This is a genomic window from Clostridium sp. chh4-2 (assembly GCF_002899675.1).
Lineage (GTDB): Bacteria > Bacillota > Clostridia > Lachnospirales > Lachnospiraceae > CHH4-2.
Genome location: NZ_PKUU01000004.1, coordinates 227,716 through 246,801 on the forward strand (window position 1 = coordinate 227,716; position 19,086 = coordinate 246,801).

Sequence of the window (19,086 nt, forward strand, 5' to 3'; positions counted from 1 at the left end):
CTCATCTGACGCCATATTTCTTTTCTGTTTATAGGAGCTGCGGCCCCAGGTCCAGGGCCTCTCCTTGTTCTATCATTCCGATATAACGATCCAGCTGCTGTTCTTCCAAAACAGCAATCATCTCTGCAAAGAGATCGAGATTTCCTTCCAGCGCATAGGCTTCCAGGGTGTCAAAATACTTCAATCGGGTTTCTTTTGCAATCGAAATCGGCGGGAACCCCTGGGCCATCAGCTGGTAGTTCATGAGCAGTCTTGATGTCCTCCCATTCCCATCCGGGTACGGATGGATTCTCACAAACTCCGCGTGAGTCCAGGCCGCCAGCTCCATCGGGTTTAACTGCTCCCCTTTCCACAACAGATCTCCATAAAAATTCTTGAGCTGACAGCACATTTCTTTCGGGGATGGGGGCGTATGCTGTGCACCGGATAAATAAATATCTCTATTCCGATAAACACCGCCTTCCAGAATATTCCGCATCAACATGGCATGGATCTCTTTCACAATCCTTTCATCCAGCATCAAATGATTGGCAGAACATTCCTTCACATACCGGAACGCCTTCTGATGGTTCACCTGTTCATAAATCTCACGTAGGTTTTTCCCGCCCACAGAGATTTGATCCTCCAGAATCAATTTCGTCTCTATCAGGGTTAACGTATTTCCCTCGATTGCCGTGGAGTTATGGGTGTATTCTATCTCAAATGCCCGCTCATAGCTGGCCGATGTAAGCTGTGGAATCTTATCTTTCCCCTGCTGATATCTCTCCTTTTTCCTCAGTAACCGCTTATCGTTCATGCTCCCTTCTCCCTTCTGCGTATCTACTTGAAAGTATACCACGGTTCTATCGAATGGCAGCACAGAAGTTTCCGCGGTTTAATCGTCAGGGATGATCCACCGTTGTCCATCAAAATCCTCGAACTTCTCACTGGTCACATTCTGCTCATAGTACACCGCTAAAATCCGTTTGATGTCTTCTGAACCGGCCCGCTTTGCCTCGAACCCCTGCTCTTTTAATGATTTTTCAATCCGGTCTAAGTAGGAGAACACCTCTTTCCCCTTCTCATTCCGCAGCCGGATCAGGATTAAAAATTCCCGGGCCGTAGCCATCTGGATCTGAATCCGGTCCAGGAAGTTCTGATCCCTCTCTAAGAGCCTGCGGATAACCGGATTCCGTTCCTCCTCCATCCGCTTTCTGAGGAAGCTCTTATTCTCCTCAAAGTTTTCCCTGCTGTTTAAACAGAGCATCTCAATTTCCGCCACGCCCTTTAAAACATTCATGAGGGAATAGACCCTGGCTCCCACGCTGGAATCCGAAAGCACAGACAGATTGGTCGGCCGGATCATGAAATATACCATCTCATCTCCGTCATACGTCTCCAGGCTATAGTCTGTGATTTCCCGGGTGTTCATCAACCGTCGTGTGGAAGCCGCGCGCTTCGCTGCTTTGGCACTTCCCTCTTTTCTTTCCTTTCTGCTCATTCCGTGATCCTCCATATAAAAAGCTGCTGTCTGAAAAAGTAAGCACAGGCATAGCTGATAAAATCCAGGATGCTGGTATCCTCAAAATGGATGGTCAAAAAGGCGTAGGACGCAGTGAGCAAAGCCGGAATCAGAATCCCGGTCTGGGCCGCCGCAAAAACAGAAAACAAAGCTCCGATACCGATGATGGTCAAGTCCCGAAGCTGCCATAGCCACATGGTTGCCTTCGCCTTTAAATGTTCCGGATAAATATACACGTTACACCTCCTAATATCCCATGGTCATCCCCGGTTCTTCCACCGATTCCTTGGGATTTTCTTTCATGAGTTCCTGTTGTGAGACAGACAGTTCCCCCTTAATCCGCGCCAGCTTTTCCAACACCCCTCGACCAACCTCCTGCATCCGGATGGTCGATTCGGTATCAAGATCCCCGTCCAGGTACATGTAGAAACTTCCTGCAACTTCCCGTTCCGCGCGGGTCACGATACGGACCGCTCTTTCATAAGGGGTAAGTTTTACCTTCATCTCCTTCTCCGGATCTCCTTTCTGGTAGATCCCGCGGCGTGTCCGATAGTAACCGCTCCCCTCTGTATGAGCCAGACGCCAGAGTGCCGAAGATATGACGGTTGCCGTCATCGGCTGCCCCATAATGGCTTGGCCTTTGCAGTTTTCCATCACATAATCGTAAATCTCTGACACCGGGTGCTCTGCATCATCACTCAATAAGTCCTTAATGTAGTGCAGAGCCATCTCGGTATTCGTATGAAAATACAAATACAAGACAAAACCTCCTCTCACAACTTCATTTGCATACCGCCTTCCAGTTCCTGTTGCTCCGTCTCTTTCGTCTCCTGCTCTCCCATCTCCTGTTGTCCTTTTTCTGCTTCCTGTATAGCATCATCGAGAAGTTTATCTATTTTATTGGCTCGTTGAATTACCGATTTCAATGCATCGACATCCAGACCACTATCGGAAAGCGTGATAACAAAACATGATCTTAACCGTTCTCTTGCATTTTCCAGGATTTTATAGGCTTTTTCGTATGGTGTTGGTTCTCTCAATAGGGAATTGTTTAACTTGTATTCCCCCCTTCTCACCGCGATATAAGGCGTCTTATCGTTATAAAGCATTTTTTGAATTGCATTGGAAACAATGGATAGTGTCATATCTCCCCGAAGTTCATACTTCTTAGATTCCGAAAAGACATAATCTATGATATCTGATTTACTGTGCACCTCCCCATCCGACATAAATTTCTGTATCAGGTGCCTGGCCAGTTCTGTATTCGACGAAAATTTCATAACTGCCTCCTATCCAAGCTGCATATCCATCTCTTTTGTCAGGTCCATCTCTTTTGGGTAATAGTGGACATACATGGAATAGCACTCTCTATTATAGGATTCTGCCATGGATGCTGCCTCCTCATAGGTGTCAAACATCTCTGGCTTCCCATCTCTCTTCACCCACGCTTGGGCGGCCCCGCAGATCGATGCACTGCTCCGCACTGCCCAGATCCCAAATTTTTTTTCATCTCCTATTGTCTTCTCCATCCTTCACACCGTCCTCTCTTACTTTGCCGCAACCGTCTGAACCACAGTTCTTGTTAAGTTAATCGCACTCTGAGCCGCATAAACACTTCCCATGATATTGGCTCTCGTACTGGTATCCAGCCCGAATTGCCCAGCAATACGCGGCACCTCTCCTGCCGAAAGCATCAACCCCAGGCCCAAAAGGGCATGATCCTGCAGGACCATAAGCCCGACAACCAGGATCGTCGCCTGCAAAAATGCCGTCAGGCAGACTCCGATGACCTGCTTGCACCAGGAGGTAAATCCATCTACATACCCTCTTGGAACACTGAACAGATATAGGCTTCCCACCGCGATCTGGATTAACAGGATACCGCCCCTCTTTAAATTAGACAGAAACACTTTAATCGTTGCATACCCCATCATGATCAGGATAAATATCATGAGGATTGGGCTGGTCATACTTCTAAGCCCACCAAACACCTGGCCGGTCAGCGCCTGTTCCACGCTTCCCAGACTCTGCAACTCCTGAATAATGTTACCGGCCAACGCTCCGATTCCACTTCCAAGCCCTGTGATTCCGGCAGTGACTTGTCCCTGCAAGGAAACACAGAACTTATAAAGCTCGATTGGAACGACAGAGAACAGAGAGGCAGCCATAAACCCTTTTATCGCATTGAGGGAGGTATCCCGGATACTTCCCCGTCCTGACTGATATTCAATCGCGCATTCAAATCCGGCGACTACCAGCCCTACCACGTAAAGCGCCCAGGCCAGATTGGAGAAAAACAGGACCAGGGACTGTACCCATTCCAGCTCAAACAGTTCGGCTCCCATATTCCCCATCACTGCAAAAAAGTTCCCCAGGAATCCTAAGATCTGTCCATAGAGCCATTCCACAATCTGTCCCAGTACCGCATCTGCCGCAAAATCCCAGATAAACATTTCATGATCACCCCCTTTCAATCGTAGATCACCTTTACCGGATCGCAACCGCATCCCGGAGTCTGTGATATGGTTGCATATACCCAGCCGTTCTTCATCCTATCCTCCTAACCTTCGACGGACAGCCCCATTGCGGGACTATTTTCCTGTGTCTTTGACGGCACCAGCTCCACGCTGTCTCCCGGTAAAGCAAGGAGTTCATCAAGGCGGCTGATTAAAGCCTTCATTTGTCTCTGCCAGCCAATCCAGTTCTTCTCCTCAAACCAGCCGCCCCATTTCCAACCGTATTCCTCCCCGTCCGCCTCATTTTTTATGGCATACTGAAGCGTATCGGAAAGATAACTTCTAAGCCAGAGGATGGAATCCTTTGAAGCCAGAAAGGAATCCATCGAACAAAATTTGTTGTCCTCTATATCCTCTTCGTAGTCCATATGTTCCGTCTCCCCATCAAGGAACTTCACCATAATCTCTGCCAATGCCATTGGACTGGTATGTGATACACCTTCCTTTGCTTTAGGCGGCTTATTCCATGAATCATTCTGCAGTTCTTTGATAAGGCTCTCCAGCTCCATCTTCCCGTCTTTTGGCAGCTTCTCTCTGATAAAACTCACCGCATCCAATCCGGCGTCTGATTCAAAAGCAGTAATACCCCAGCTTCCCATAGTTCTCCTCCTGTTATATTCCAATCGTCTGCAACGTCAAACCCTGCATAAAATTTAGGACTACCAAACCTCATAGACCCAGTTCTGTTATGGGCGGCTGTCCCTGCATTTCCTGTATTTTGTAATATCTTTCGTACATCCGGAAACGAAAGTACCCCTGTGGAAGACAGCCTATCACATCTATGATATCCTCCGGATTGTCCCACATATCGTGTTCTGTCATATACTCCCGCACATACTCTTCCAGGGTATGCTCCGCTTCTTTCAGCTGCTTCTGGCAGTCACAAACGTCTTTTCCCAGACGCTGCATTTCTTCTCTTGCATTTTGATTGAGTTTCAACGGTCTTCCTCACTTGACTTTCGTTTTTTTACCCTTATGAAAGGGTCGGGCCAAAACTTTGTCCTTCTGTCTGAATTGGCTCACTTCCCTCCGGATACTGTACTTCTGTAATTCTTTTGCGGGCATCAGCAATATCACCCATAATGTCAAACACTTCTTCGTATGGGGTATAAAGCATCCAACCGGATTCGTCCACTTGAGCTACCAATACTCCATACAAATGGAGCTGCAGCATTCCATGTTCCACACCTTTTTCTTCAAAGCCTTTTGCAGTTGCCAGCTTGGATACTTCTTCAAAAAATTTACTTTTCATATGTCCTCTCCTACTCGTATATTCCAGTATTGATTAAATATCAACAACATGCCAGCCACTACTGGCATAAAGATGGTGACTCCGGTCCTGGCAGGACAAAATCCATCATGTTGTTTTCATAAAGGATAAGATGGTCACAATTCTCTGACACTATTTTTTTAAAAAGCTCCGGCCCCATCCAGGGAACCACTTCCTCCGGAAGCCATTGCGGGTATACATGAACCAAACCATCGTGCTGTATATATTTTTGCAGGGTGTTTATGACTAACTCTTGTATAAGAGGACGCCAGTTCCCAACACTTTCTGGTGTATTTTCCCTGTAAGGGAATTCTTGAATGAGTACGTCATTATACTGCACATTACGGTTGCGAATAAAATCCTCCCTTGTAACTGCGCATACTTGGTCGTCCCCTATAGCCCATACCTTTTCTCCGGTTAGGCTGTTCTGAGCATGCAAAATGATATAATGCTGTCTATTGGGTGTTGAAGCACACACTGTTTCCAATATACGAAAGGGGTTATCATTCATTTTCTTCTCTCCTTATATTCCGACAATCTGCCAGACATAAAGTGGCGCAATCAAAGTAAAGACCAGTCCGGCAAACAGGATTGCGGCCGGAGCCCATTCAAGCTGCCCGTGTTTCCGATAATCCATATAAGAGGTTCCTACTTTTACAAAAAACAGGACCGCCAGAACCAGGTCAATGGCAGGAAACACCACGTTATTCACAACGGTTTTAATCTGACTGGAAGCAGCTTGCCAGCTTCCCTCGATTGCCCCGGCCACATTTCCTGTGTTGGAGGCAAATGCGGTTAATACAAACAGATTGGTAAGCAACAGTGCTGCCATCAGCGTCATCATTCCTTTTTTACATCTCATACGAATCTCCTTCCTGCAATCAACAGTGACTTTAAATAAATGTTTATTTAGATGCACACGCACATCAAGCTATCTCGGATTCTGCGGTGCGATGTGCCAATCTTCCCAAAGATTCCCCCGAATGCGGACAGAATCGGTCAGATTCATGGATAACATCCCGGTCGGCGTCCAGCAATCCAACAGCCAGGTATATGGCGTATAGCTTCCATCCGGGTACCAGATCGGTGTAAAATGTGTCCGCCGTTCATACGTGCTGTATGGATTTTTTCTAAACTCAAACCGGCTGCTGTAGCCGCCTCCCAATCGTTCCAGCACTCTCCAGTATCTTTGGTACTCAAATTCAGGGAAGTAGGTAACTGCATTCTGCGCTTCGGTTACCGCCGAACTCTGATTGGTACTTACCCGGGATGTGACGGTTTCCTGGATGCCATAGCCGGATTTTATCGTGTTTCCTTCTGCTGTTGGAGACTTTTCATCGGGAGAGATCTTCATTTGGCCGGAGAGGCTTGCCTGGTAGCGATCAAAATCAAATTCCCACCAGCCGTAGCGATAGGTAATCCACATCTTTTACCTGACTGTGTTTAACAGCCAGGCAGTCAGAGGGATTTTCCCCCGCTTCGCACCGTGCGTGAGAGTTTCCCCTCACACGGCGCTCCATCTATACAGTTGCCTTATCATGTGATTTGTCCAGTTGTTTTCTGAATTTCTCTACGTTTTTGCGTGTTTTTGTATCAAGGTGTGACAGGTTTGCTGTTTTGTCGTTCACAAGCCGGAAGCATTCCCTATCCATGGAAGCAAGATTACTTACTTTATTGACTTTCCCTATGGGTAATTCTGGATTGATTCTATGAGTACACAGTTTCCCGGTGATAAGCCATCTTCCGCAAACACGGCATTTCAGTCTATCCCGATTCAGGGCATAAGCACGGTTCATGTAGAACTCAAAATTATATGTCCTTCCGGTTTGCCCGGTGGACACCAGTTCTGAAGTTTCCATACTCAAAACATCGTCCAGCCTCGCATTCATTCGCTGCCGTTTGGTTCGCTCAAAATAGATTTCTCTTCCCTTCTCTGTGTATGGAGTTTCTTCCTGTATCTTATCTCCTGCCTTATTCCATTTACAGAAATCGAGCCGGGTAACTCCTATCCAGATATCCCGATAGCGGATTGCTGGGATTTTCGTGGTATATCTCTGATGGACATTTACGAGATTCTGTGTCTGGTCTGCTGGAATCCACTTGCCCTTATACTGTTTCAGCCGTCTTTTGGCCGCTTTTTCCAGATTTCGGCTGTATTTCTTCATGGTGACATTCACCCAGCTACAGTTATCATAATAATTTATCAGACCACGAACCTTACTGTTGATTAGGTTCAGCTCATGGATTACTTTTTCCCTGCTTGAATCAAGCGGGATTTTCCTCCATTCCGTTGCAATCTCGTCTACTTTTCGCTTTAATCTTTTCCTGTCAGGCAAAGTCCGGGGAATGTATCCCTTCTTAGATTTGCCTTTTACCACCTTATATTCATATCCAAGGAAATGGATATGCTTTTTACGCACATCTGTTATCAGCGTTTTTTCTTCTGACAAGCTCAATCTCAACACCTGTTCCAGAAAGGTTTTGATTTGTTCCTTCCACCACTTCGCATTTTGGGGAGTATTGGTTATCAGCACAAAATCATCAGCATAACGAATCAAATAAGCCGGTCGCAGATTACTGCGCTTCCGCAAGGAGCCAATTTTTGTATCATTCCTTGCATACTCATGGGTGGTACGTTTATCTATCCATTGCCTGCTTATCCATTCGTCAAATATATCCATGTATACATTTGCAAGCAGCGGAGAAAGGACACCTCCTTGCTGAGTACCGACCTCATTTTTCTCGCTTTCACCAACAATTCCCGCTTTCAGCATAGCCTTGATTATCTGCAACACCCGTCTGTCCTTCACGCCCATATGATACAGACGTTTCATCAGGATTCCATGGTTAATGCGGTCAAAACATTTACTGATATCACCTTCCACAATCCAGTAATACCCTGTCTTGTGGACATAGCCGGTAATACACTGTAACGCCATTTTTGTATCCCGCATGGGCCGGAATCCGAAAGAGTACCGATAGAATTGCGCTTCCATAATCGGTTCCAGCACAATTCTTATGCACTCCTGTACAATTCTGTCCCGAATAGTTGGGATACCAAGTGGACGCTTTTCCTTTTTTCCCGGCTTGTCAATATACACCCGGCGTATTTTTTCCGGCTTAAAATAATCAAATGCGTTCTGTATATCCTTAATCACCCATTCATAGGACTTCTCAAGATAATCCTTCTGCATTCTCCAGCCGTCAACGCCTGGTGTTCTGCTCCCCTTATTTGCTTTTATATTGTGTATGGCTGTTTTAATCGTTACCTCACTGGACATGAGTTCAATCAAGCCTGCAAATGACGGCCTTTTATTTCCGTCTTTTGCTGTCTTTGCTTCTAAATAAAGTGCGTCTAACGTATCACGCAAGTCTGTTTCGTTCTTCGGATAGTCGAATTGTTGTGCCATACGCACCACCTCCTTTCGGATTCTGGTGTTTTTGGTTTTAGTCAGGTTCGCCTACGGCTTCCTCGACAGACTGGTCACATGATTACTGTACAGACTATGCCCCTTCGCTCCACACCCATTACGGTGCTTCAACACTACTACGGGCTGCCGTCCCACAGCTTCACAGGCCATTTCCTGCCTGTTAGAGCGGGTGCAATAACCCTTTTACGGTAGATACCGTTCTCTGCTGTGGTTCCTTCGTTCCCTGCATTCTAGCTTTACATAACAGTTTTAGCTCTACTCTGTAGCCCGACTGCCATCTTTAGCTGGTGTGATGTCTGCTAAAGACATTCGACCACGGTTTCCCTATGGTTTTCTATTGAAAAATACAATCACAGATATTTTCCAATGACAGTTCCCCTAAAAGGAGCGGATACCTTCTTATTTCGGTATCCTTGGTGTTACGAGCTGTACGTTCAAGTATTCGTCGGTCTTTCGACATACTAAGCATGACTGTTTTATAGCCCCCTGCGGCTACTCGCCCCATCACAGGCGCTTTGGCCGCTCTTCACCGAGCTTCGTACACCAGACTCATTGCCGCCTGATGCACGTCGGAGTATCAGGGATTTTGTCACCTTTCACACAAGGTCAGGCAGGAATCACACCTGCCGATTCAAATACAGAGTTCAGGTTTCCTCTGGAAACCTGTTCAGCTTTATTGCGCATTTCTACACAGATTAACTGAAAACGAAGCGCGCATGATCGCACCAGTATCCCCTACCATTACGACGGCTATGCCATACCCAATAGGAATACCACCAGGGTCTCCAAACGCCCCAGCTGGCGCTTGTGATCTGCTCGCCGGCTGGAATGGAAGGTCTTGAAAAACCATCATTCCGGTCATCTGCATTGGGATCAGGCGGTGGATTTTTATCCAGATCCACGATATTGGCCGTAATCGTACTTTTGCTTACATGCCCTCCTCCGGATGCTGATACCGTTATGGTCATCGTCTGTGGGGTGGATGGGGTGGTCCACCGAATCCAGGCAATCTGGCTGTCACCCGACGGGTAATATACGCCGCTTACACGCATCGTTCGCCCGCCAACGCGGAAGGTCACCGACACTGGATGATCCGGATCAGACTGGCCTCCGCTTACCGTAACTGAGGTAATGACCTCTGTATTGACCCGATATTCGTAATCATACTCATCAATCACAGGTGGAGTCGTCTGCTCATTAAAACGCACAATTCCCAGTCCAAGGGATGACTTTACCTCCTGATTGGAACGGACTCCGCTCTTCGGTCCGTTCCAGGCCGGGTATCCTAAGTCCCCCAGCTCCAAAAACATGGACAACGGAAGATTCTGGAAGGCCACGGTCGGCAGAACTGCCCGGACGGAGCCTCCGGTAATCTCATCAAATAAAGCAGCTTCTGTGGCTGTAAAGGCTACATTCCCCCCTTGGAATACCACATAGGCAATAGGCTCCAAAAGCAGCTTATAAGTTCCATTTGTTAATATCTCAAAATCCATCCCTGTCAAATTCGCAATTCCCCGGATAACCTGTTCGTCCGTGAAATAACTCTTAATTGCCTCGATACTGGCTGCTCCAAGACTTTGCGAGCTGATGATTCTTGGTAATGACTGGGACGGATTGACAAACTGATATGGTTCTGCACTTGCATTCAATGCAGCTCCCTTCGTATACGAGACCTTACTTACTTTTCCAAAGTGCAGTTGTATATTGGTGGGTCTTTTATTTGTAAAGTCAATCGGTACCGTCACTGGAGTCCGATCTTCGGACCTAATAACAGTTACGCGAACACCTTCCATTCCTGGAGTCCATTTATTCTGGGATGTCCCTTGTCCCATCCCGCCGCCTCCTCCATCGAGATTACCATCCCCTACTGCATATGAAGTATTGGGGAGTGCAACCGAAAACAACAAGGCCATTAATAGTAACATGCAACCAATCCGCTTCATACCACTCCTCCTCAAAAGAAAAAAGCACCGCCGAAGCGATGCTTTCCCCTTGTGATTATTTAGTCCATAATACCTATTTTGTTGCCATTCTCGTACATATCTTCAGCAACCGTTCCCTGTCCTTCTCCAATCTCATCAATCCAGCCAAATCCCGGTACATAGATTTTACCGTCCTGTGTATCCCAGTATTGTGGTTCCCCCGCCTGCACCGGAGGTTCGCTTGGCGGTACCACCGCCTCATGCTCTTCCGCTACCGGTGTTCCCTCCACTTTCTCACCATCCGGTTTTTGCGTTGGATCACTTAACACTTCCTCCGGAGGCGCAGTTGGTTTTTCCGGAGATGGCTGTATAGCCTGCTCCTTCTGATCGGTCTGGACGGGGACCGCCGCTTTTGTCTCCCGGGTCTCTGCCGGCTTAACGCTCTCTGTCTGGATGACAATCTCCTTTGTCTCCTCCGGTGTTTCTTCCGTTTCTCTTTCTGTGGATGTCTCCTGTATTTCCGGATTCGGTTCCATTGCCACGGTCACACCCTCAGTCTCAGCGCTGCTCTCTGCCACAATGGAAGTTGTCTCCGATGGTGTCCCGAACCGGCTTCCGATTACGGCTACCAATACGATACAGGCCACAGCACACCCTGCGATGAGCAGCATCTGTTTATGTTTTCTCTTCATAACTTCACGCCTCCTTTGAATGATTCCCTTTATTTACGACATAACATACCGTAACATTCCCCAAATGTCCAGCACTATTTATAAGACGCTCAGTCTTTCTCTCAAAATACCTCCGTATATCCTGCCTGGACCTTCAGTTTCATTTTCATGGGAGGAAATGTTTTTCCCGCGAAACGCACCGGTACCTCCAGCCAGATTACCGCGTCTGCTTCAAACCGCTGCACCGTTTGAGGGTTCGAAGGTGCTAACGGCGCGTTGCGGATTGTGACGTCCAGACCTGTGATCCGATATTCTACAACACTTCCTGCATACTTTGCCCGCGCTCCATTTTCCCTGCGGGTTCCAAGGATCTCATCCAGCTGGTAATAGATATTCCCGGTATCCACCGACTCCTCAAATCCATCCCCCTCCGTATAGTATCCGCCCGAATACCCTTCCCGCACTCCGTGATACACATTTGCATAATTGTCATTGACTACCGCCACAACCGCATCCTGCAGCGCTTCCTTCACCCCGGAGGCGATTACACTCAGACGGAAAAATTCCATCATGCCACAGAGTATCATTAACAATGCCAGAGTCAGGGCAATTACCAACGGATACGCCATTCCCCGCTGATCTCTTAAACATTTCATGAGCTGTTTCATTTCCAATATACCTCTGATTTTCCTGATGCTTCCGCCCGAAGGGTCACTGGGAACGAGCCGAAGCTCCCAAATAAGCCAAGGTCATACCGGTACGTCAGCCGGACGGTCACTTCCTCATTCAACTGGATTCGGCCGCTGTCCGACCATTCAATATTGGGGGTGAGCCCCGTCCGCTCGGTGAGAACCGCGGCCCTTCTGTTTGTTTCCGTCCCTACCCGGCCTGATATCTCCGCCTCACGGCACAGCTCTGTCGCATAGGTATCCAGCTGCTGTTTTGCAATAAAAACAGGCAGCAGCTTCATGGACAACGCCAGCACCAGAAAGACACAAAGAACCATCACGGCCACATCAATATAGCCTTCTCCACCTTTATCTTCTAACACTCGTTTTAACACATCTGCACCTCCTGATCTGGTTCAGATTGTTCCAAAGGGGGCCTGTCTGTCAATAAATACCAGACCCCATTTCTTTCTTCTGCATTTAATACCACCTGGGAAAGCAGTTCCTCCGCTTCCATACGAACGGTGTAACTGGGATTTCCAGGATGGCTCCAGGCTGCATGTCCGGAAAGAAGAGCCTGGCCCTGCTCTGGCGTTAAATTGACATAGCCTCCAGGGGTGAGCAGGAATACTTCTGATTTTGCATGTGTTTTAATAAAGCCCCCTAACGTCGCAGCCAAGGAGCCTTGTGCTTCATTCCCGATACCCTTTCCTTCCATTTTCTGCAATATGCCTCCTCCTTGAGTTTCCCCTCATACCATGTGAAGCTCCATGGTCTCCTCCTTCTCCTGCAGCTTGCTGTTTAATACCTCGTAATAAATCTGTTCCGTATCACAGCACCCTGTATCAAAATCAAACGCTTGCAGCGTTGGATACCGCGGAACCTGGATTTTGAGTTTTTCCATCTCCTCCATCTGGCGCTTCGTATATTTCTTTCTTAATTCCACATCAAACACAGGCTTTCCTTCGATCAGATACGCCGTCCGCTTCTCTGCCTGCATTCCCTTTAATGCCTCAAAAACATTTTCATAGCCTCTTTTATATTTGTAGGTGTAAAATGCATTCGAGGTGATACCGGCATCTCTCAAAATTGGGAGTATGCTCTTATGCAGCTTACCATTCATACGGCAGTGTGGAATGTATCCCAGCAGTTCCTCCTTTGGCATGCCGATTCGCTCTTTAAACTGAACAAATACATCAAACACCTCCAGGAAGTCCAGCGGATTCGTGCGCGTCTGCTCGTCCACCATCCCATAGGAAAGTCCATAGGCCCGGCACAGTGCAACTCTACTTTCATAATCGACTCCCTTGTATGAAGTAGCCCGGCGGTTTCCAATTGGTTTGATTGGACGTGTCAGCGCCTCCTCCAGAGAAAAGCCCATTCCCAGCCGTCCGTAAACATTACTTGGCTGAATCTGATACTCGGAACACAGATCCACAAAACACTCATAGCTCCTGCCATGGAACGTCACCGGCTCCAGAGATAACGCATTCTTTACGACCTCTTCCAGCTCTCCTCCATCCCGCATTCTTGAAGACAGATGATAATAGCTCAAACCAAAGGTATGGGCAATCTCGGAAAGGCTCTCGTACACATTTCCCCACAATTTCAGCACCTGAGCGCTGGATTCCCGGCAGCATTTTACCGCCTCCTCAATGTCCCCTCTTCTGGCATAATAATGCTGTAAGGAGGAATAAGGCAGTTCCAGTTCTCTTGCCAAAGATTTTACAGATGGGTATCGTTTCCCGTCATAGAAAACGACTGCGCCATTGGTAACCTTCGTTTTCGGCGCAGTTTCCACTGCCGCCTCCAGACTCCAGCCCAATCTCAGGCGGTTCTGCAACATAGACGGCTGGATACCGTACTCCTGGCACAGGGCTGCTTTTGATTCATATCGCTTCCCTTTATATTCAATTGGTTTGGAAGGCACCTGTCACACCTCCTTAAAACATCGTACCCATGGATTTTATGATTTCCATTACAATAATCACCAGGTATGTGGCCAGAAAACACATCAGCATAACAAAGCTGAATACCCGGATCTTGGGCGGGATTTTCTGCGCCCCCTTCTTCAGCCGCTGCAGCTCCATCTGTTTGAAATCATGAGCCAGCATCTGAAAATACATGGCCCCGTCATCCCCGCGCAGCACAGAGATCAGTCCCCGCACCACGTCGGATAACATCGGGGAATTCAGTCTGGCCTCAAACCGGGTGAGGGCCGCCTCATAGCTGCTGGAACGCATATCCGCCACCAGGATATCCAGCTCCCCGGCAAACTGTTCCCCGGCATTTTTCTTGTAATTCTCCACAATCGAGAGGATATCCCGGCTGTTTTTCAGTTCCTGCTCGATGGTAGACACAAAACGGGGCAGTTCCGATTCAATCGTTCCACGCTTTGCGGCCAGCAGCTCATCGGCCCTGTTGATCTCCTGAAAATAGATCATGACCGAGAGGAACACTACGATGATGGACAGCAGAGGAAACACAAGGATCGCCGGGATGACGCCCAGCATCACAGCTCCTGCTTTTGCCACTGCAAATGCCTGATAAACCTCCGGCTCCATGTTTAGACCGCTGGCTTTCAGGATGTTTTTAAGTCGTCCTTTCTTGTATTCATCCATGCGGATATAGGGAGCAAGTTTGACGGCCACCGTCAGCAGATAGGTTTCCGCGGTTTTGGCTGCCGTCTTTTTCTCTCTGCCCGTATTAATCATAGCTTTTGAGGTCTTCAGATACGGCAGTCGCAGCAGGTCCGCCGTCAGAAAAAATAATCCGGCCGCCAATGAGGCACCGAACAGCACAATTAACACCACCATCCCCATCACCTCCTGTATTCCAGCGGCTTGGTCAGCTTGACAACCAGCGCCGTGCTGACAAAAATCAACGCGGCCGTTATGGCCAGGATGATCTGCCCCACCGCTGTGAACATCAGTGTCTGATACCAGCTGTGATTTAAGAAGTACATCAGCGGGATGTTCCCAACCACCAGAATGACCATGGTGATAAATTCCTTTCTCGGCTCCGTCACCAGAAACTCCAGCTCGGCATTCACAATTCTCATGTCCGACAGCTTGTTCACAATGGGTGTCAGCGTTGTTTTTAAGCTGCGGTCCATCTGACAGTCACACAGGGCATCGCACCATTCATGGAACACATCATTTTCAATACGCCCCTTCAGGTTCCGAAGCGCGGCCTCCACATCCGGATTTACCAGCTTGATCTGTGTCACAAAATCTCGGAACACGTTCTGAACCGGTGGGTTTAAATAGTGGATGTTCTCTTCCACGGCTGTCAGGATATCCTCGTTTCGCAGATAAGCGGTTGTGATGATGGACAGGGCTGTCTCCAGCTCAGCCGCAACATTCTTTTTATAGTTATTAGCGGTCAGACGCACATACCAGAATGGCAGAAACAGAAAACCAACCGCCATCACCGGAGACAGAAAAAAGTTCCCAATCATGATGGCGATGGAGCCGCCAACGGCAAACAGGGACAGACTGACGGCACAGATCAGAGAGAACGTTCCGCCTCGTCCGGTCATCACCAGAATCTCCTGGGCCTCCATGATCTCCCGCCGAAACACACCCGGTTTCCTCTGTTTTGTAACCTGGTTAATCTCTTCCTTCAGTGTATCCGGCTTCCGAAGCAGGAAGGCAAACAGCTCGTCCGTAAATTCCACCGGCCGTAAATGCAGCAAAAAGAAAAAGCCGGTAATCATACCGGCACAGGCTATCAGCTGGATCATTGTCATACAATCCCTCCTCTCAGGCGCTCCAACACAGCGCCGGGCATTCCATTCTCAGTCAGCCGTTTGGCCAGGCTGTCAGAAATCGTGTTCACCTTCCTATGGCTCCCCTCTATGATGAATTTTCCTTCTTCCATGTAGTTCTTTGTAATCTCATACTGATACAGGGGCCGATATCTCCGGCTTCCATCCTCCAGGATCTCACACTCCATGATTTCCATCAGGCGGCGCTCCCGGTTCTCCAGTTGCTTACAGAATGCCACAATCGGATATGCTTCTGTCACATAGGCCATCAGGGTCTCGTCTGTCATATCCACCGCCCGTTTACACAAGGACACCATTCTCCGGTAAGTAGCCTCACAGCTGTTGGAATGAATGGTGGTAATGACTGCCACGCCGGTACGGGCTGCCTCCTGCGCCGCATTGGCCTCTGGCCCACGCATCTCTCCAACCACAATCACATCCGGATTGAAACGCAGCGCCATGTCAAGCAGCGTGATCTGATCCACACGCTGCCGGTCATTCTCGCTGTCCCTGGTAATGGCGTGAATGACAGAGTTTGTGACCTTCCCATCCTTCTCCCGGACCAGGTCCAGCTCTCGGGAGCCGGATTCTATGGTGTAGATTCGCTTATGGTCTGGAATTGTGGTAAGGAGCCACCCCATCAAGGTTGTCTTTCCGGAGCTGGTTGCGCCGGCTACGCAGACAGAGATCCCATACCGCACACACTCTGTTAAAAAGTCTAACATTTCTATGGTGGCCGTACCGCCTCTTACAAAGTCCTCCGCCTTCATCGACTGGGGATTCACAATCCGGATGGAGGCCACCACCCCGACATCCTCATCGACCAGTGGGGTTTTCATGGCTGCAATTCTTATATTTTTACTTAGATGTCCCAGCACAGCGGGGCTGGCATTATCCAACACCATGCCGGATGCATGCAGCATACGCCGCACAACATTGATGGCGTGCTGCGGGCTTTCAAACCGTTCCTCCAGCTTTTTCGTTTCTCCTCCAGCATACTGGATTTCGATATCCTTATAGCTGTTGATATCAATTTCTTCAATATTCTCTCCAAACACGTACTTGTGCAGAAAAGAAAATCCGGCCATCTCCGTATACATGGTATCAATTAACTCCTGGCCTTCCATACCTTTAACTGCGATCCGGTTATCCTGCACATATTTCGTGATATAGCGCTTAATCTGTTCCCGGGTTTCCTCGCTGTCATCGTCCATGATCAGGGTTGAATACCGGCTGGAAATGTATTCCTGCACTTCCTGAAGCACAGAGGTGAATTCCCTGGCCTCATTTTGCGGGGAAAAGAACAGGTTATGAGTTCGGAGTGCGGTGCCTCCCTGGCGAAATACGGCAGCGTCTTCCTCGTCCTCTTCCAACTCGGTTTCGATGATAGCTTCCTTTTCCTCTTTTTCCGGCTGTGGCATCGGACTGGGTGGCTGCCTTTCTCGCGGCGTACAGACTACACACTCCGGCTCCTGACTCCCAACACCTTTTTTTCTTTCTGGCTTTTCTTCGTCCTCCGGCCTGCTGGGAGTCTCAACGATATGGCTGTCCGGTTCCCTCCTATTTTCTCTTTTCTGACTTTCCTGGTCTATTTCCTCCATCTGACTATCTGCCGGAACTGCCTGGAAAAATACGGTCCCGGCCCTCTTTTCACCTAACACCCGAACACCTCCCTGCTGATAGCTTCCACTTCTTTGCGGAATCCTTTACTATCCCGCAGCGACAGATCGGCCAGAAGGTTACCTGCTAAACTCTGGCTGGCAAGTTCTAAGGAGTTCGGAAGTTTAAAGGTCACATTTCCCAGCACCTGCTCCACATGGTCGCTGGCCTCATTGGTCTTCACATTGCAGGCCACCTTGTACTGCTTGTCCGCATCCCATTTATTGTCCCGCAGGAGAGGAAGCTGGCTGGCAAGATAGCTGACACTTTTTAAGTCGCAGTTTACCAGCCGAAGGACAGCGTCGGATTCCATAAGCGCAACCGCAGACAGAATGTCATTGGCAATGTAGCTGCCGCAGTCAATGATGATATAGGGCGCAATGTTTCGCAAACACTGGATCAACTCCGATGCCTGGCTTGCGGTATAAGGCGGATAGGTGTACTCATTCTCTCCCCGGAGCATTCCAAGGAAGGTCAGGCAGTCGTATCTCTTATGGGTGATGAGATTATGTTTCACCAGAGATTCCGATACCCGGGCCGCCGCCAGAACACTTCCCAGCGAATGTTCACTCTCCAGTTCTCCCGGTGGGCAGATACAGGGAAGCATGGGTGCAGTCATGTCACAGAGTAGGAGGACCACATTTTTCTTTTTGGCTGCCAGATGCTTTGCCAGCTTCACCGCTGTCGTCGTTTTGCCACATCCAGGGCTGCCCCAGACAGCCAGCACCTGATTCCGGGGTTCGAAGTCCTCCGAAAGCCGTTCTTCCAACTCACTTTTCCGGCTGAATATGCCACTCTTTTTAAAGTTCACGGTTTACCCCTCCTCCTGCTCAAGGAGCGGGGTAACCGGCAAACCAGGCTCTGTTTCTCCCGCCGCTTCCTGCGTCTCTTCCGGCATCTGCTGGCTTTCTGTCTCTGTCTCCTCCGTTTTTTCCTCCTCTTCCGGCGGATACAGCTCCAACAGCCTGGCATCCTGGGCTTCTACGAACTGGGCCGCATTCTCCTTGCTTCCTCTGTACACCAGGGCTAAGTGGGGCTTACCGTCCGCCTCAAGCTCTGCCAGGATCTTGCTCTGCTCCGGCGTGGCCAGCAGGGTGACGGTTCCGGGCAGCTCCTTTTCCTCTTCTTTATCCCCTTTTTCTGTAGTATTGGCATCGTATCCACTGTTTGCCGTCACTGCGATGACCTCCACATACTGAAGCTCCGGCGGAATGACAGTGGCTCCCTGTTTTCTGTAATCCGGCGCAATAACAGAGACAATATCACCACTGATCAGTTTTCCGGAAAGGCCATTGGCAAAAGCCCGGATACTTAAAGAAACCGCCTGCTTTTCTCCGGTTAAGCTGTACAGATAGGCATTTTCTGCGGCCGGCTCATCTGCTATCTTGGAATGGATGATATAATCTCCGGGTACCATCGCTGCAGAGGCATATCTACCGGTAACCTCTTCCACCGTCCGCACCACATCCTTCGGCAGGTTATAAGCGCCTACCTCCACCCGTTTTACCATGTCCTTCGTAATCTCATCACCAATCTTGATTGGCTTAACCACCCGTACAATCTCTGTCTTTTTACTGATGGATTTGTTAAACAGCGGGGTCACCGCAAAACAGATCACCAGGGATAGGACAATACACAAAATACCAATTACTGTTCGGTTTTTTATCACACTCATGGGA

General features: G+C 48.7%; 24 protein-coding genes and 1 pseudogene. All 25 read right to left on the reverse strand.

From position 1 onward, the window contains the following. Window positions 1-28: 28 nt before the first annotated feature. The 25 genes and pseudogenes from C0033_RS05970 to C0033_RS06090 all read right to left on the reverse strand — a co-directional run bounded on the left by C0033_RS05970 (window position 29) and on the right by C0033_RS06090 (window position 19,082). Entirely contained in the window at window positions 29-796 is a 768-nt protein-coding gene (locus C0033_RS05970; protein WP_103226956.1) for a Fic family protein, read from the reverse strand. 78 nt (window positions 797-874) lie between these two features. Next, window positions 875-1,480 (reverse strand): hypothetical protein, encoded by a 606-nt coding sequence (locus C0033_RS05975; protein ID WP_103226957.1) that lies wholly within the window; start codon window positions 1,478-1,480, stop codon window positions 875-877. After that, window positions 1,477-1,737: a hypothetical protein gene (locus tag C0033_RS05980; protein WP_103226958.1), complete on the reverse strand. Its 261-nt coding sequence runs from the start codon at window positions 1,735-1,737 to the stop codon at window positions 1,477-1,479. The genes C0033_RS05975 and C0033_RS05980 overlap by 4 nt, the downstream gene beginning before the upstream one ends. 10 nt (window positions 1,738-1,747) lie before the next feature. Beyond that, window positions 1,748-2,260 (reverse strand): hypothetical protein, encoded by a 513-nt coding sequence (locus C0033_RS05985; RefSeq protein WP_103226959.1) that lies wholly within the window; start codon window positions 2,258-2,260, stop codon window positions 1,748-1,750. Between the two features lie 14 nt (window positions 2,261-2,274). Beyond that, window positions 2,275-2,781: a hypothetical protein gene (locus C0033_RS05990; RefSeq protein ID WP_103226960.1), complete on the reverse strand. Its 507-nt coding sequence runs from the start codon at window positions 2,779-2,781 to the stop codon at window positions 2,275-2,277. A gap of 9 nt (window positions 2,782-2,790) precedes the next feature. Further along, a complete protein-coding gene (locus tag C0033_RS05995; protein WP_103226961.1) occupies window positions 2,791-3,030 on the reverse strand; it encodes a hypothetical protein in 240 nt (79 codons plus the stop codon). An 18-nt stretch (window positions 3,031-3,048) separates the two neighbouring features. Next, window positions 3,049-3,954 (reverse strand): conjugal transfer protein TrbL family protein, encoded by a 906-nt coding sequence (locus C0033_RS06000; protein ID WP_103226962.1) that lies wholly within the window; start codon window positions 3,952-3,954, stop codon window positions 3,049-3,051. 107 nt (window positions 3,955-4,061) lie between these two features. After that, entirely contained in the window at window positions 4,062-4,616 is a 555-nt protein-coding gene (locus C0033_RS06005) for a DUF4259 domain-containing protein (RefSeq protein WP_103226963.1), read from the reverse strand. Window positions 4,617-4,686: 70 nt separating this feature from the next. Next, entirely contained in the window at window positions 4,687-4,956 is a 270-nt protein-coding gene (locus tag C0033_RS06010; RefSeq protein WP_146043740.1) for a hypothetical protein, read from the reverse strand. Window positions 4,957-4,990: 34 nt separating this feature from the next. Beyond that, window positions 4,991-5,269: a hypothetical protein gene (locus C0033_RS06015; protein ID WP_103226965.1), complete on the reverse strand. Its 279-nt coding sequence runs from the start codon at window positions 5,267-5,269 to the stop codon at window positions 4,991-4,993. A 58-nt stretch (window positions 5,270-5,327) separates the two neighbouring features. Continuing rightward, the gene (locus C0033_RS06020; protein WP_103226966.1) at window positions 5,328-5,798 is read right to left on the reverse strand and encodes a hypothetical protein; all 471 of its coding nucleotides are present in this window, start codon (window positions 5,796-5,798) and stop codon (window positions 5,328-5,330) included. 12 nt (window positions 5,799-5,810) lie between these two features. After that, window positions 5,811-6,149 (reverse strand): DUF3852 domain-containing protein, encoded by a 339-nt coding sequence (locus tag C0033_RS06025; RefSeq protein WP_103226967.1) that lies wholly within the window; start codon window positions 6,147-6,149, stop codon window positions 5,811-5,813. A gap of 69 nt (window positions 6,150-6,218) precedes the next feature. After that, window positions 6,219-6,695 (reverse strand): annotated as a pseudogene (locus C0033_RS06030) (hypothetical protein); the annotation flags it as partial. 112 nt (window positions 6,696-6,807) lie between these two features. Beyond that, complete coding sequence (gene ltrA, locus C0033_RS06035; RefSeq protein WP_103226969.1) at window positions 6,808-8,697, reverse strand: group II intron reverse transcriptase/maturase; 1,890 nt, start codon at window positions 8,695-8,697, stop codon at window positions 6,808-6,810. A gap of 716 nt (window positions 8,698-9,413) precedes the next feature. After that, window positions 9,414-10,550: a hypothetical protein gene (locus tag C0033_RS06040; RefSeq protein WP_347501042.1), complete on the reverse strand. Its 1,137-nt coding sequence runs from the start codon at window positions 10,548-10,550 to the stop codon at window positions 9,414-9,416. Window positions 10,551-10,720: 170 nt separating this feature from the next. Continuing rightward, on the reverse strand, window positions 10,721-11,332 hold the full coding sequence (locus C0033_RS06045; RefSeq protein WP_103226970.1) for a DUF6550 family protein: 612 nt from the start codon (window positions 11,330-11,332) through the stop codon (window positions 10,721-10,723). Between the two features lie 101 nt (window positions 11,333-11,433). After that, window positions 11,434-11,979: a hypothetical protein gene (locus C0033_RS06050; protein WP_103226971.1), complete on the reverse strand. Its 546-nt coding sequence runs from the start codon at window positions 11,977-11,979 to the stop codon at window positions 11,434-11,436. After that, window positions 11,976-12,317 (reverse strand): DUF4320 family protein, encoded by a 342-nt coding sequence (locus C0033_RS06055; RefSeq protein ID WP_103227045.1) that lies wholly within the window; start codon window positions 12,315-12,317, stop codon window positions 11,976-11,978. Before C0033_RS06055 ends, C0033_RS06050 begins: the two co-directional genes overlap by 4 nt. A gap of 50 nt (window positions 12,318-12,367) precedes the next feature. Then, complete coding sequence (locus C0033_RS06060; RefSeq protein ID WP_103226972.1) at window positions 12,368-12,706, reverse strand: hypothetical protein; 339 nt, start codon at window positions 12,704-12,706, stop codon at window positions 12,368-12,370. A 24-nt stretch (window positions 12,707-12,730) separates the two neighbouring features. Further along, window positions 12,731-13,909, reverse strand: a complete 1,179-nt coding sequence (locus C0033_RS06065; RefSeq protein WP_103226973.1) for a hypothetical protein — start codon at window positions 13,907-13,909, stop codon at window positions 12,731-12,733. A 13-nt stretch (window positions 13,910-13,922) separates the two neighbouring features. Continuing rightward, the gene (locus C0033_RS06070; RefSeq protein ID WP_103226974.1) at window positions 13,923-14,795 is read right to left on the reverse strand and encodes a secretion protein F; all 873 of its coding nucleotides are present in this window, start codon (window positions 14,793-14,795) and stop codon (window positions 13,923-13,925) included. Between the two features lie 5 nt (window positions 14,796-14,800). After that, window positions 14,801-15,730 carry a hypothetical protein gene (locus C0033_RS06075; protein WP_103226975.1) on the reverse strand — a complete coding sequence of 310 codons (930 nt, stop codon included), beginning with the start codon at window positions 15,728-15,730 and terminating at the stop codon, window positions 14,801-14,803. Beyond that, the gene (locus C0033_RS06080) at window positions 15,727-17,169 is read right to left on the reverse strand and encodes a CpaF/VirB11 family protein (RefSeq protein WP_103227046.1); all 1,443 of its coding nucleotides are present in this window, start codon (window positions 17,167-17,169) and stop codon (window positions 15,727-15,729) included. The genes C0033_RS06075 and C0033_RS06080 overlap by 4 nt, the downstream gene beginning before the upstream one ends. Window positions 17,170-17,402: 233 nt before the next feature. After that, window positions 17,403-18,218: an AAA family ATPase gene (locus tag C0033_RS06085; protein WP_103226976.1), complete on the reverse strand. Its 816-nt coding sequence runs from the start codon at window positions 18,216-18,218 to the stop codon at window positions 17,403-17,405. A 3-nt stretch (window positions 18,219-18,221) separates the two neighbouring features. Next, the gene (locus C0033_RS06090; RefSeq protein WP_103226977.1) at window positions 18,222-19,082 is read right to left on the reverse strand and encodes an RcpC/CpaB family pilus assembly protein; all 861 of its coding nucleotides are present in this window, start codon (window positions 19,080-19,082) and stop codon (window positions 18,222-18,224) included. Window positions 19,083-19,086 lie beyond the last annotated feature (4 nt).

Bases quoted from the DNA above. Each gene is read 5' to 3' on its own strand.
- C0033_RS05970 (WP_103226956.1), bottom strand. From the start codon at position 796: ATGAACGATAAGCGGTTACTGAGGAAAAAGGAGAGATATCAGCAGGGG.
- C0033_RS05975 (WP_103226957.1), bottom strand. From the start codon at position 1,480: ATGAGCAGAAAGGAAAGAAAAGAGGGAAGTGCCAAAGCAGCGAAGCGC.
- C0033_RS05990 (WP_103226960.1), bottom strand. From the start codon at position 2,781: ATGAAATTTTCGTCGAATACAGAACTGGCCAGGCACCTGATACAGAAA.
- C0033_RS05995 (WP_103226961.1), bottom strand. From the start codon at position 3,030: ATGGAGAAGACAATAGGAGATGAAAAAAAATTTGGGATCTGGGCAGTG.
- C0033_RS06000 (WP_103226962.1), bottom strand. From the start codon at position 3,954: ATGTTTATCTGGGATTTTGCGGCAGATGCGGTACTGGGACAGATTGTG.
- C0033_RS06005 (WP_103226963.1), bottom strand. From the start codon at position 4,616: ATGGGAAGCTGGGGTATTACTGCTTTTGAATCAGACGCCGGATTGGAT.
- C0033_RS06015 (WP_103226965.1), bottom strand. From the start codon at position 5,269: ATGAAAAGTAAATTTTTTGAAGAAGTATCCAAGCTGGCAACTGCAAAA.
- C0033_RS06020 (WP_103226966.1), bottom strand. From the start codon at position 5,798: ATGAATGATAACCCCTTTCGTATATTGGAAACAGTGTGTGCTTCAACA.
- C0033_RS06025 (WP_103226967.1), bottom strand. From the start codon at position 6,149: ATGAGATGTAAAAAAGGAATGATGACGCTGATGGCAGCACTGTTGCTT.
- ltrA (WP_103226969.1), bottom strand. From the start codon at position 8,697: ATGGCACAACAATTCGACTATCCGAAGAACGAAACAGACTTGCGTGAT.
- C0033_RS06040 (WP_347501042.1), bottom strand. From the start codon at position 10,550: ATGGGACAAGGGACATCCCAGAATAAATGGACTCCAGGAATGGAAGGT.
- C0033_RS06045 (WP_103226970.1), bottom strand. From the start codon at position 11,332: ATGAAGAGAAAACATAAACAGATGCTGCTCATCGCAGGGTGTGCTGTG.
- C0033_RS06050 (WP_103226971.1), bottom strand. From the start codon at position 11,979: ATGAAACAGCTCATGAAATGTTTAAGAGATCAGCGGGGAATGGCGTAT.
- C0033_RS06055 (WP_103227045.1), bottom strand. From the start codon at position 12,317: ATGGTTCTTTGTGTCTTTCTGGTGCTGGCGTTGTCCATGAAGCTGCTG.
- C0033_RS06070 (WP_103226974.1), bottom strand. From the start codon at position 14,795: ATGGTGGTGTTAATTGTGCTGTTCGGTGCCTCATTGGCGGCCGGATTA.
- C0033_RS06075 (WP_103226975.1), bottom strand. From the start codon at position 15,730: ATGACAATGATCCAGCTGATAGCCTGTGCCGGTATGATTACCGGCTTT.
- C0033_RS06080 (WP_103227046.1), bottom strand. From the start codon at position 17,169: ATGCCACAGCCGGAAAAAGAGGAAAAGGAAGCTATCATCGAAACCGAG.
- C0033_RS06090 (WP_103226977.1), bottom strand. From the start codon at position 19,082: ATGAGTGTGATAAAAAACCGAACAGTAATTGGTATTTTGTGTATTGTC.